Annotated in this window: 8 protein-coding genes; 6 read left to right on the forward strand and 2 right to left on the reverse strand. The window is 41.0% G+C overall.

All coding sequences use genetic code 11. The annotated features are described in order from the left end of the window. Positions 1-48 precede the first annotated feature (48 nt). A complete protein-coding gene (locus ADS77_RS00125) occupies positions 49-2,823 on the reverse strand; it encodes a collagenase (RefSeq protein ID WP_054452205.1) in 2,775 nt (924 codons plus the stop codon). A 151-nt stretch (positions 2,824-2,974) separates the two neighbouring features. Between ADS77_RS00125 and ADS77_RS00130 the strand changes: the two genes are divergently transcribed. Then, positions 2,975-4,006, forward strand: a complete 1,032-nt coding sequence (locus ADS77_RS00130; protein ID WP_054452207.1) for a LacI family DNA-binding transcriptional regulator — start codon at positions 2,975-2,977, stop codon at positions 4,004-4,006. 373 nt (positions 4,007-4,379) lie between these two features. Here ADS77_RS00130 and gtfA read toward each other — a convergent pair whose 3' ends face one another. After that, positions 4,380-5,852 carry a sucrose phosphorylase gene (gtfA, locus tag ADS77_RS00135; RefSeq protein WP_054452209.1) on the reverse strand — a complete coding sequence of 491 codons (1,473 nt, stop codon included), beginning with the start codon at positions 5,850-5,852 and terminating at the stop codon, positions 4,380-4,382. Positions 5,853-6,027: 175 nt separating this feature from the next. Here gtfA and ADS77_RS00140 point away from each other — a divergent pair, with 175 nt between their 5' ends. The 5 genes from ADS77_RS00140 (at position 6,028) to ADS77_RS00160 (ending at position 13,182) form a co-directional block, all read left to right on the forward strand. Beyond that, entirely contained in the window at positions 6,028-7,257 is a 1,230-nt protein-coding gene (locus ADS77_RS00140) for an MFS transporter (RefSeq protein ID WP_054452210.1), read from the forward strand. A 168-nt stretch (positions 7,258-7,425) separates the two neighbouring features. Continuing rightward, positions 7,426-9,822 (forward strand): TonB-dependent receptor, encoded by a 2,397-nt coding sequence (locus ADS77_RS00145; RefSeq protein ID WP_054452212.1) that lies wholly within the window; start codon positions 7,426-7,428, stop codon positions 9,820-9,822. Between the two features lie 63 nt (positions 9,823-9,885). Beyond that, the gene (locus ADS77_RS00150; RefSeq protein ID WP_054452214.1) at positions 9,886-10,836 is read left to right on the forward strand and encodes a carbohydrate kinase family protein; all 951 of its coding nucleotides are present in this window, start codon (positions 9,886-9,888) and stop codon (positions 10,834-10,836) included. A 180-nt stretch (positions 10,837-11,016) separates the two neighbouring features. Continuing rightward, entirely contained in the window at positions 11,017-12,555 is a 1,539-nt protein-coding gene (locus ADS77_RS00155) for a catalase (protein WP_054452216.1), read from the forward strand. Positions 12,556-12,660: 105 nt separating this feature from the next. Further along, positions 12,661-13,182: an ankyrin repeat domain-containing protein gene (locus tag ADS77_RS00160; RefSeq protein WP_054452218.1), complete on the forward strand. Its 522-nt coding sequence runs from the start codon at positions 12,661-12,663 to the stop codon at positions 13,180-13,182. Positions 13,183-13,202 lie beyond the last annotated feature (20 nt).

Below are 13,202 nucleotides of genomic sequence, written 5' to 3' on the forward strand. Positions count from 1 at the left end.
CATTTACATGGGCTTTTTGTGGATTTTTATTACATTATTGGTTTCACTTTAACGGCAACCACCGCTGTTAAAGTCAACGACTAGGCTTGCACCCGTGCTATTGCCTGATACTTTTAAATAACCCCAATATTGATTCTGGTTGCTAATGTAAATACATTCGCCATTCCCTGTATTGCTTGACTGTGCTTGTTCATTCACACCATTTGGCCAGCCACTATTTGAATAGCTAAGGCTAATATCGCCACTGCCATTTGCGGTCGTGATCGCCACACCATTTTGTCCTTGCACATCGCCAATACTAAACCACATTGGGTCGTTGTTACCTAAACAAATCACATCGCCATCATTTAAACGCCCACTACTGCGGCTCCCTTGTGTTGCACATACATTTGGTACGTTACTCGCAGCGCCAGTGTAAGACGCTGTAAGTTGCACGTTATCAAACATATTATAGCCCCGAACCATGACTTGATATGTACCAACTTGTGCAGGGTTTATTGCACATTGCTCACTGTTACCACCCACATACGGACGACAATCGTAGCTATTTACAGTTGGGGTAGCTTCATAACTGACATATAAATCAGCATCGCCTGTGCCACCATTTAAGTTAAACACTAAATCAGTCGCACCTAGTGGTACATCAAAACTAAAATACAACAATTCGTTCTGAGCACCACTTATCATTGTTGCCTGACCATTAACTAGTTCACTATCTCCAACACTTGTATCTGCTTCAACACTGGTAAGCGTTGTTACTGTTTGGCTACTACCTTGATTATCAACAACCGTTAGTGACACTGTATATTCACCCGCAGTCGTGTAAATGTGTGCAGGATTTGCTTCATTAGAGCTACTACCATCACCAAAGTCCCACTGGTAGCTTGCAATTGACCCATCGCTATCAACACTGCCATTGCTTGTAAAACTGATTTCACTATTTTGCATGCCAGCATATGGGCCGTTGATCTGTGCTGTTGGTGGATTATTGGTCGGTGTACCTGCAACTAAATCATCACACCATTGCACAAACTCATTTTCGTAACTATTTGCCCATTGAACTGTTTTAGCTTTGTATCCATTCCAATCGCCAACACGAGTATGAGCAAGCATGACATTGATTTCGCTATTATGGCGCTCAAACATAAAGCGAACGGCTAAATAGCCCCAGCGATAAATTCGGTCTTGATCAAAGCCATCATAATTAGTGGCAAATACCTGCGCGAGTGTATAACGAGAGCCATCACTGATGGTATTTTTAGCGGCTTCATTATTATCTAAATTAGCAACGTATTCTGCAACGCCTTCAGACCACCAAACAATATCTTGCGTTGGTGAATTAAAGTTACCGTATAAATCAAAGCGGCCATCAAGATAATGTACATATTCATGCTCTAAATTCCACACGTAATGCTCTGCATTGGCGTAACTTGCTTCATAAGCAATAAAATTTGCTTGATTACCCACAACAGAAGGGTCACCTTCTAAATACATCCCACCATTATTTGTATTAATACCAAAAATAGCACCCGCATATTTACCGTAATCGTCGCTGCTATCAAATATATTTACTTGTAAAAAACTGTTGTTATCATCAGCTACTGGTGTGTTATTTGTTGCTAGTTTATTATGAAATAAGCCCTCTTCCGCCCCCATTGCATCACATGCCGCAGCGTGTTGGATTGCAGTCATATTTTGCGAGCGAATTTTAATGGTGCTGCTACAACTGTAGCTTTGCGAAAGTGCTTGCTGGGTAAGTTGCTCCACAAACCCACAAATACCATAATCATTACAATCCGCGTAATAGCTGACAGAATCCGCTGTCGCAAGCCATACTGCATCGCCATAACCAAAACTGTTATAGGTGCTGAAAATAGCTTTAATGCCTGTATCTACCGTCGCTTGAATAACAGTGCCTGAATATTTCTTAAGCCGCGCTAGTTCACTTGCCGCATTAACAATTAAGTATTGTGCATCTGATCCAATCATCCATTGCTGTTGCGTAAACGTATTCAGTTTAACTACCAAGTCGGTATCTTTGCCTACAGCAGTAACAAACGCATCATTCCACTGACCACGATAAAGTAAGGTAAATATACCATTTACGGCACTGCGCATATTCCATTTTGCAGCATAACTTTCGTTAAAACGTGTAAGCCACCCCTTAACCACACCTAAGTAGCGGTGCTGTTGTTCTGCACTATCCATAGTAATTATCACTTCTGAAAGTGTTTTACCGTGGCCGTCATTATCATCATAAAAATGGGTATTATTAACAAATGCATCAATTGCACCTACAACCGCTGGCGTAACCCATGTCGCAAAACTAACACTATCGTTATAAAACTCGGCATAAAAGCCTGTGCGAAGGTATAAAAACAGCGCCTCTAACTCAACATTACCACCGCCTGCATAAGTCTGTGAGAGCGACTTTGCATGGTTGGCAACAGCGAACATTTTATCAGACGTAAACACCTGACTTTGTATTGATGCTGAGGCACTAAATAGTTCATTAATGCATTGTGAACCTTGGTTTTTAACTTCAGTAATAATGGTTGATGTACTCGCCGTTGCTAATGCATCCAAATCACATGTAACAGCCGCGGCTTGCATTGTCATCATACGCGCGCTCAAAAGCTGCGGTTGGCTCTGCACTTTAGCAATTGGTGCTTTTTCGTTATGGTTTTGTTCAACACCATGATGATGTACACGCTCAACAGCTGCTGACTTAGGCTTAAATGTACGCTCCCCTACTTCCTCAGCCAATGCCATTGTACTCATGCCCAATATTGGTAACGCCAGAATCAGTGTATTAATTTTCATACTCTACCTTCAATTATTAGTGTGTTCTCAATCCAGAACGGGTTATTGAGGTACGCTTTGTAACATTTAATTATCATTGTATACAATATATTTTATATAACATTAACGAATATTCATATATTGGTTTTAACATATCGTTTGAGTAGGTTATATGAGTACAAAAAACCATTGGACACTAAAAAGTATTGCAAAAGAATTAGGTGTTTCAAATGCCACAGTGTCAAATGCGTTTAACCGCCCGGATCAATTATCTAAAAATCGCAGAGAATCAATTTTAGCGGCATGTAAAGAGTTGGGATATTTTGGTCCGAACAAAGCCGCTCAGTCTCTACGCCGAGGTAAATTTAATATTATTGCGTTAGTGCTTCCTGATAGCGTTGAATATATGGTGTCAGATCCGGTGGCGAGTAGTTTTATGAGAGGGGTCGCGTCTGTGCTAGAAAAAAGCGGCAATAATCTTTTATTGTTTTCTGGCAATAGTGACAATTTAAACAGTGTGGTTGATTTTGTTGATGGCTTTATTTGCTATGGCCGCCCACGAAACCAGCTCTTAGTAGAACAACTAAAAACTGTGCCTAAACATGTGGTGACTGTTGACTTTGACATAGGCCGCAATGCCTCTGTAAATATAAATAATGAACAAGCTAGCTACGAAGTTGCAAAACATGCCCTGCAACATAAAGATGACCAAGTCGCTATTTTAGGCCTGCGTTTGCTCGATGAAAATGTATTATGCCGCGTATATGAACACCATGAATTTGAAGCTGGGCAATCAATCGCGCACCAACGATTACGCGGCTATCAAAAAGCCTTAGCAGAACAAGATATTACCATTGGGGAAGATCGCATTTGGAATATTCCTGAAAGTACTGAGCGCTATGCAAGTATTGCTGCTAAAGAGGCGCTGAGCTGCCTACCTCGCCCTTCAGTCATGCTGTGTATGAGCGATCTTATCGCCCTTGCGACAATGCGAGAAGCGATTAAAATGGGCCTAACAATTCCTGACGATATAAGAATTGTGGGGTTTGATGGCATTGATGAAGCGCAGCGATTCGTACCCAAGTTAACTACAATCCACCAAAACAGTGAAGAAAAAGGCGCATTAGCTGCTAATTTGTTTATTACCAAAGAAGAAAATAAAGCACTCATTAACCACGAACTGCAATTGGGTCAAAGTGGCTAGGGGTTGTTGACTTTGGCGGATTAAAATTTGCTCAAACTAGGGGCGATTTAACCGCAGCGTCAGGTTCGTAACCTTGTGGGCTACATCAAAACCAAGCAAAGCTTCCGCGTTCTGTTCACGCCTTTTACCACCATCCATGTAGGCAACAAAGAGTAAATCGCCTTAGGCAAAACCTTTTGAGCAGCGCCTGTTTGACATTAATGCTGTGTTATCGCCTATTTATGGCGAATAACCACACTACATAGGCGCTACCTTGCCTAAAGAACAAACAGACTGCTGTAAATTCAACCTTGAAAGGTCACATACCTTAACCTTTCAAGGTTAACACCTGTTTAATTTTCAAAGGTAACCACACGCACTGTCTGAGCTCTCATTAAGCTAATAAATCATTTAACGAAGTAAGTACTTGCTCTGATGAGGTATGCTCAATGATGAGTGCTTCACGAGTTTCAAAGTTTATTTTGAATTCAATAGCATTGTCATCTTTACGCCATTTTAGGCAACAACTATTTGTGTTTCCTGTAACACTAAACTCGCCATTAAATGCGTTATGTGTATTGCGAATAGTAATCAATTTAAGAAGCCCTTTAACCACTGGCTTTGCTAATGATTCACAGATGATATCGGCATCTAAATACGGGCGGTTAATATCGCGACCCACGTTTGATTCTGCCAATAATGTCATATCATTTTCACAAGCAAACAGTCCGCTATAATAAACTTGGGGCACACCTGGGGCAAAAAACTGGATTGCTCTTGCAACTAAGTAATCAAAATCACTCGCGCCTAAGGCATTATAATAGGTGCAATTAACTTGATATAAATCGACATTACTCGCAGCAGCCCCAGTCGCTTGGCGACTTTGGTTATTACTATTTGCGTGAATAGTCTCGACTAAGTTATCTATTTGCGCCGCATTTAAAAGGCCCGGCTTCTCGCCCATAGGACCGGCATCGATAATGCCAATGCCATCGTGTGTATCAAGCACGGTTAGGCAGTTTCGAGGTGAAATTTTAAGCCATTGCACTAATGCATCGCTATTATTAGTAAATAAGCTATGCAAAATCAGCGGTGGTAATGCAAAGTCATATACCATATTAACGCGTTTAGCGACTTCAACCTGTGTTTGGTAGTGGCTATGAATTTCAGCAATAGTTTCCATGCCTAAATCATTAGCCTGTGCTGATAACTTATCTAAATAATCAAAAGTTTGATCTAGCATAAAACAGTTAGTTCCAGCTTCTTTTATCGCATAACCTGCGGCATCTAAGCGGATGATATTGACATTATTCTGCGAAAACTTTGTCAAAACATTATCTAAATACTCAATACCTGGCGTTGACTTTACATTGATATCTATTTGATTATCAGTAAATGTTGTCCAAAACTCATACGTTTCCCCATCTTCACAGGTAATAGGCGTAAAACAACTCCCTGGACGTGGACGGTAGATTGCTTTTTGCTCTTGTTCACTCATACCACCAGGGAATACATCTTCTTTTGTTAAGAATAGATCCCAGTAATCTGATTTCTTACCATTTTTTAATACATCTTTAAACTGAAAAGACTGTGCTGAAACATGATTTACAATTAAGTCAGCCATTAAATCATAGTGTTCACCTAACGCTTGAATATCTTGCCATGTGCCAATTCGCTCATCAACAGCACTATGGTCTATCGGGTCAAATCCCGCATCACTGCCATCTATTGGATTATAAAAAGGCAGTAGATGTACACCACCAAACACATTTTCTAGCGGGCCATTGAGTAAATTGGATAAAGCATTGATGCCTTGTCCTGTGATGCGATCTGCATAGGTGATCAGTTGAACTTTATTCTTCATCATGTGTAAATACCAAGTTGAATCTTAATCGATTAAGATATATCTTTAACTAGGAAACCAATTTTTACAAGAAGTTTTTACAACTTTGATACAAAAACGGGATGGTTAAACTATCATTTTATAATTAATGTACTGAGTTAATTATAAAAATGCTTAATCACCTAACGAGGATATAAAGATGAATAAAACGCACACTCTCGTTAGCAATACTTCATTGCAACACATACGTTGGCTCACATATATGATGTTCTTTATGTTTGCTATGACCTCAGATGCAGTTGGCATGATCATCCCTGAGCTTATAAAAGAATTTAACCTAACGATGACACAAGCCAGTGCATTTCATTATGCTCCCATGGCTTTAATCGCTCTAAGCGGGCTTTTCCTTGGGTTTTTAGCTGATAGCTTTGGCCGCAAACAAACTATTATGTTGGGCTTATTACTATTTTCTATCAGCTGTTTTTTGTTTGCCGTTAGCAGCAGCTTCATTATTTTTGTATTACTTTTATGCTTAATAGGCTTAGCCATCGGTTTATTTAAAACCGGTGCACTGGCGCTACTTGGCGATATTTCACAAAGTAATAACGAGCATACAAAAACCATGAATAAGGTAGAAGGGTTCTTTGGTATAGGCGCTATTGTTGGCCCAGCTTTAGTGAGCTTTTTACTAACCCAACAAGTAAGTTGGACTTATTTATATGTCATTGCAGGTATTATGTGCTTAATTTTAGCTGTACTTGCTTGGCGTGCTGACTACCCACCCGTCGTAAAAACCACAGCAAAACCAACCTCACTTGCAACCACCATGAAGATGGTGAAAAACCCTTATGCACTGGGCTTTTCATTAGCTATCGCACTGTATGTGGCAACTGAAGTGGCTATTTATGTATGGATGCCGACCTTACTCGCAGATTACACAGGATCATGGACACTGATGGCGACATATGCTCTGACTATCTTTTTTATCCTGCGTGCCGCTGGCCGTTTTATCGCCGTGTGGTTACTTAACCGCTTTAGCTGGCAAAGTGTCATGGTTTGGCTAAGCTTAGGGATAGCTGGTTGTTATATCGGAACATTGATAGGAGGCGTCAATGCAGCAGTCCTGCTGTTGCCTCTTTCAGGCTTGTTCATGTCGATGGTATACCCAACACTAAACTCTAAGGGTATTTCATGCTTTGCGGTGCAACAACATGGTGCCGTTGCGGGTGTTATTTTGTTTTTTACCGCCTTGTCAGCGGCTTTAGCGCCTCTGTTTATGGGTATGATTAGTGACATGTTTGGACATGTAAAATATGGCTTTATTCTAGCAACAGGCTTTGCAATATTGCTCTTTGTCGCTATGTTATATAACTACTTTAAAGACCCTTCAGCGCAGGCATTGCATCACATTAACGCACAACACGATTAATTTGGTGCAAAAAAGTAATATAAAAAGTCGTTTAAAAACAATGAAAGAGCAAAAAACAAACATTTAAATACAAAAATAAGTTGCTTAATGTAAAATCTTTGTTATTTTTACTTAATCGATTAAGTAAAAATAACAAGCCCATTGGGTCAGTAATCAACGAGGCATATTATGACAACACACAACACAACACTTTATTTACTAAGCACACTTGCTTTAGCTGTTAGCCAAGGTTTATATGCGCAAGAAGCACAGCAAGAGACCGAAGCTAAAAAAGGCCTTGAAACCATTGTCGTAACCGGTGTACCAAGACGCACTACTATCATGGCTTCAAGCGTTTCAGTTAGCAGTGTTTCTTTGAATGAGATTCAAGTTGCAACTCCTCGTTCAACAGCAGAAGCCTTTAGAATCATTCCGGGTGTTCGTTCAGAATCGACCGGTGGTGAAGGTAATGCAAATATTGCTGTTCGTGGTTTACCTGTTGCCTCTGGGGGCGCAAAATTTTTGCAACTCCAAGAAGATGGCCTTCCTATTATGCAGTTTGGCGATGTTGCATTTGGTAACGCCGACATTTTTATGCGATTAGACAGCACAGTACAAACGGTGGAGTCAATTCGTGGCGGGTCAGCTTCTACCGCGGCCAGTGATGCCCCTGGCGGTATTATTAATATTATTTCAAAAACAGGTGAAGAAGAGTCTGGCTCTGTTGCGACCACAATTGGACTTGATTATGACTCGTTACGAACTGATTTTGAATACGGTACTTACTTAAACGACAGTGTGCGCTTTCATGTGGGCGGTTTTATTCGTCAAGGTGAAGGCCCTCGTGAAGCGGGTTATACCGCTAACAAAGGCGGTCAAATCAAAGCAAACCTGACAAAAGAATTTGATTCAGGCTATGTTCGCCTTTATTACAAGCATTTAGACGACCAAAGCATTGGCTACTTACCAATGCCAATGTACGCTGATGGTAGCTCAATTAAAGGGTTCGATGCACAAACAGACACGCCACATTCAGCACAGTTTCTATCTACCACTCGCTTAGATGGTAATAACCAAATTAGCCGCGGTGATATGCGCAACGGCATGAACCCGCAAGTCGACGCAGTTGGCTTTGAAGCCGTGTTTGATTTAGACAACGATTGGCGTATTGAAAACCGCTTTAGAAAATCATCCGTTAGCGGTAACTTTACTTCTTTGATCCCCGCAGAAGTTGGTAACGCAGGTGATATTGCCGCAAGTATTGCGGGCAGTGGCGCAACATTAAACTACGCAACGGGCGGTTCAAAAGGGCAAGCCTTTACAGACGACCTTGCAATGCGTATTCATACCTTCGATGTCACCATGAATGACTTTGGCTCAATCGTCAATGACTTAAAACTAACCAAAGAGCTCAGCGACGATACCAGCGTAACCCTTGGCTATTATGCATCGAGCCAAACAATTAGTATGTCGTGGCTTTGGAACTCATACCTTATGGAGCTAAAAGGCGATAATGCAGCGCTCCTTGATGTTTTTGCACAAAATGGCGATAGCTATTCTGATAGTGGATTATATGCCTATGGCACTCCTTTTTGGGGTAATTGCTGCCAACGTAACTACGACACTGATTACGAAACCCGCGCACCGTATGTTGCCTTTTCAACCAAGCTTGGTGATGTAAGCATTGATGCCAGCGCTCGTTATGACAGTGGTGAAGCACGAGGTACTTATGCTGGCGCTGTAACATCAACCGTTGATATGAATCGTGATGGAACGATTTCAATCCCAGAACAAAATGTTGCCGGTATTGATATCAGTAATCCAAGTATAGTTGATTACGACTGGAGCTACACTTCTTACTCTGTCGGCGCTAATTATCAAATTGACTCAAGTCTTGCTGCATTTGCACGTATTAGCCAAGGTGGCCGCGCCAATGCTGACCGCTTATTATTTGGTAAAGTTCAAGCAGATGGCTCTGTTGCTGATGAAGACGCCGTTGATGAGGTAAACCAATACGAGTTTGGTGTTAAAAAGCGCTTTGATTCACTCTCAGTATTCGCAACCGCATTCTATGCTGAAACAGAAGAGCAAAACTTTGAAGCAACATCACAAAAGTTCTTTGATCGTGAATACGAAGCAAAAGGGATTGAGCTTGAATCCACCTACTTTTTAGATGCGTGGGATTTTCGCGGTAACTTTACGTGGACCGATGCTGAAATTGCAAAAGATGCGCTAACACCTGAAGTTGTGGGTAATACACCACGCCGTCAAGCTGACTTTATTTATTCATTGATGGCCCGTTACAACTTTAACAAAGGTTCTGCTGGCATGAGCTTTATTGGCACCACTGACGCCTATGCTCAGGATAATAATGATCTTAAATTTGACGGCTACACGCAGGTCAATGGCTTTGTAAGCTACGATCTAACTGAAAACCTTAACCTTGCTTTGAACGTAAACAACCTGTTCGATACTGTTGGAATTACTGAAGCTGAGGAAGGCAGCGTGCCAGATAATAATATTATTCGTGCCCGCGCCATCAATGGTCGTACAACGTCATTAACGTTAAAGTACTTATTTAACTAAACGAATACTCTCTCCCTTGTTGAGTGCCCAGCTATTTTGCTGGGCTTTTTAAGGTATTAACACATGAAAAAATTATTGAGCTTTGGCGAACTACTGATAGATATGCTGCCGGTTGATAATGACAATAGTGCCTACGCACCTATCCCTGGCGGAGCACCTGCAAATGTCGCTGTTGGGTATCAAAAATTAGGCGGTAACGCTTATTTTTGTGGTGGCATGGGCGATGATCATTTTGCACGTCAATTGCGACGCTCACTTGATCATTATCAAGTCGATACCGAGTATTTGTTTACCATCGAAAAGGCACAAACAGCGCTTGTTATCGTCAGCCTGGACGAAGTGGGTGAACGTAGTTTTAATTTTTATCGTCATAACACTGCGGACTTGTTAGTAACTAAAGCACATATTGATAAAATAAATTGGTCAGCATTGAGTACATTTCATTTTTGTTCTAACACATTGACTCACAGCAACATTAACACGACGACATTGAGCGCATTACAGGCCGCTAATACCAATAACATATTAGTGAGTTTTGATGTTAATTTACGCTACAGTTTGTGGTCAGACACTGCTGATATAGCAGATCGTGTGTTTGCTTGTTACCGTTTTTGCGATGTTGTTAAATTGTCTTATGAGGAATTAACGTTTTTAGCAAAGCAAGCTGCTATTTCGCCATTAGAATACACTCAGTTACTGTTAGATGAAGGCGTCACCTTAGTGTTTTTAACTGACGGTGCTAACCCAGCTAAAGTCTATCATCAAACATTCGTTATCGAACAACCGGCCCCCCAAATTAAGCCTGTTGATACAACTTGCGCAGGCGATGCCTTTATTGCAGGCGTGCTCTATCACTTAAACCATGCCCATACAGCAGTTGAATTAACTGAAAAGTTAAACCACAGTCACTATGTGAAAGAAGCGCTGAGTTTTGGCCTTAAATGTGGCTCGAAAGCCTGTTTAATCAAAGGCGCTTTCCCTGCATTACCCTCTAAGCAGACTTTAATCGACTAAGTTTTTACCTAAAAAGGCCTGATGAGGCCTTTTTAATTACACAACCTTCGTAGTTATACATTCAAAATACAAATCACACCAATCTAAACAATCAATTTTACCGAACAACGTTCATTACATACACTGAGCTCAGTTAAAAAGCTTGCGAGGCGCAAGCGCTAAAAATACATGAGGTCGACTATGAATACTCAATTAAACAAAATTAAAAATAAACCAGCACTAACACTGAGTGCACTTGCTTTAGCCATTGCGCTTCCAACAAGTGCCAGCACAACATTAACCAAAGACAACGGTGCGCCAGTTGGCGATAATCAAAACTCTATCACCGCCGGTGAACACGGCAGCGTATTACTTGAAGACGTTCAGTTAATTCAAAAACTGCAACGTTTTGCTCGTGAACGTATACCTGAACGCGTAGTTCATGCCCGAGGTACTGGTGCGCATGGGGTATTTGTTGCGAGTAAAGAATTAGATGATTTAACTATTGCTGCCCCCTTCAGTGAAGCGGGTAAAGAAACTGACGTATTTGTACGTTTCTCATCGGTTATTCACTCTAAAGGAAGCCCTGAGACACTGCGTGATCCACGAGGCTTTGCTACCAAATTTTACACTGATGAAGGGAACTGGGATTTAGTGGGTAATAACCTGCCAGTATTCTTTATTCGAGACGCCATTAAATTTCCAGATATGGTGCATTCATTAAAGCCATCTCCTGTTGATAATATTCAGGATCCAAATCGATTTTTTGATTTTTTTTCGTATGAGCCGGGATCAACACACATGCTAACTTGGGTTTACAGTGATTACGGTACGCCAGCAAGCCTGCGTAAAATGGATGGCTGGGGCGTACATGCTTACAAAATGATTAATAAATCGGGCGATGTAAAATACGTTAAATTTCATTGGGTAAGCCAGCAAGGTATTGATAATTTAGACGCTAAAGCCGTGGCAAAAGTACAAAGCCAAGATTTCCAGCATTTAACCCGTGATTTATACACCGAAATAGGCAAAGGTAATTTTCCAAAATGGGATCTTTACATTAAAACATTAGATCCATCACAACTTGATGACTTTAATTACAACCCATTAGACGCCACTAAAATGTGGTTAGATGTCAAAGAAACCAAAGTCGGTACTATGACCTTAAACCGTATGCCAACTAACTTTTTTCAATCTACTGAACAAGTTGCAATGGCACCTGCCAATATTATTCCGGGTATAGAGCCATCTGAAGACCGTTTATTACAAGGGCGTGTATTTTCGTACTCAGATACACAAATGTACCGCTTGGGTGCTAACCACCAGCAATTGCCAATAAATCGTGCAAAAGTGGATGTTGTAAATTACAACCAAGACGGCGCAATGAATTACGGTAACACGACGAGCAACGTGAACTACCAACCGAGTCACGAAAACGTCGCTGAAAACCCTACCGCTCGTAGGAGCCAAACAAAGCTTCAAGGCTATGTACAACAAGCCGCTATCAAAAAGCAGCAGAACTTTGCTCAAGCTGGCGTGTTATATCGTGGCTTTAGTAAGCAAGAGCGTACTAACCTCATCAATAACCTAGCTGGTGATTTAGGCAAAGTACAAAACAGCGATGTGAAACACAAAATGCTCAGCCATTTTTACAAAGCCGATAGCGAATACGGCACCCGTTTAACCAAAGCCGTAAACGGTGATATTAAAATGGTTAAACAACTTGCAGCTACCTTGTAAATAGCCAGTTGTTTAAGTTAGTCCCAACTAAACGAACACTTATATAAGCAACCACAACTATGAGGAAGGGGGTAAACTCTCTCCTCTTTTTAAAAGGCGACTGTTATGCGTAATTTATTAATTATAGCAACTGTATTAATAAGCTTTACCAATAGCGTTAATGCTCAAAATACAACAGATACACAAATAACGAGTACGCAAGCTGAAAACCACAACTCGCCACAAGCACAGTACGATAGTTTACTCGCTTACTACTTTGCCGCAGCACGTACCAACGATACCGACGTAATTGAACAATTTGTAGAGGCTGGTATTCCTATCAATAGCTATAACATTAAAGGCTACACCGCGTTGATGATTGCCACTTATCATGGCAATAAAAACACGGTCAACACGCTTTTACACTTAGGCGCTAATGCCTGTTTAGAAGATAACCGTGGTAACACAGCGCTTATGGCTGCAATTTTTAGAGGTGAATTTAGTATCGCTAAAACACTCGTATCACTTGATTGCGACAACGCACACCAAAACAACGCAGGTCAAACAGCTGAACAATTTGCACATACCTTTGGCCAACAACATGTAATTGAACTATTAGCAGCAACTAATGACAAAAGCCAACCATAAAAAAAGCCCAGCGGGGAAAC

The organism is Pseudoalteromonas porphyrae (genome assembly GCF_001298125.1).
In the GTDB taxonomy this organism is placed as follows: domain Bacteria; phylum Pseudomonadota; class Gammaproteobacteria; order Enterobacterales; family Alteromonadaceae; genus Pseudoalteromonas; species Pseudoalteromonas neustonica.

Excerpts from the sequence above, each read along its gene's own strand:
- ADS77_RS00130 (WP_054452207.1), top strand. The coding sequence starts at position 2,975 with ATGAGTACAAAAAACCATTGGACACTAAAAAGTATTGCAAAAGAATTA.
- ADS77_RS00155 (WP_054452216.1), top strand. The coding sequence starts at position 11,017 with ATGAATACTCAATTAAACAAAATTAAAAATAAACCAGCACTAACACTG.
- ADS77_RS00125 (WP_054452205.1), bottom strand. The coding sequence starts at position 2,823 with ATGAAAATTAATACACTGATTCTGGCGTTACCAATATTGGGCATGAGT.
- ADS77_RS00150 (WP_054452214.1), top strand. The coding sequence starts at position 9,886 with ATGAAAAAATTATTGAGCTTTGGCGAACTACTGATAGATATGCTGCCG.
- ADS77_RS00160 (WP_054452218.1), top strand. The coding sequence starts at position 12,661 with ATGCGTAATTTATTAATTATAGCAACTGTATTAATAAGCTTTACCAAT.
- gtfA (WP_054452209.1), bottom strand. The coding sequence starts at position 5,852 with ATGATGAAGAATAAAGTTCAACTGATCACCTATGCAGATCGCATCACA.
- ADS77_RS00145 (WP_054452212.1), top strand. The coding sequence starts at position 7,426 with ATGACAACACACAACACAACACTTTATTTACTAAGCACACTTGCTTTA.
- ADS77_RS00140 (WP_054452210.1), top strand. The coding sequence starts at position 6,028 with ATGAATAAAACGCACACTCTCGTTAGCAATACTTCATTGCAACACATA.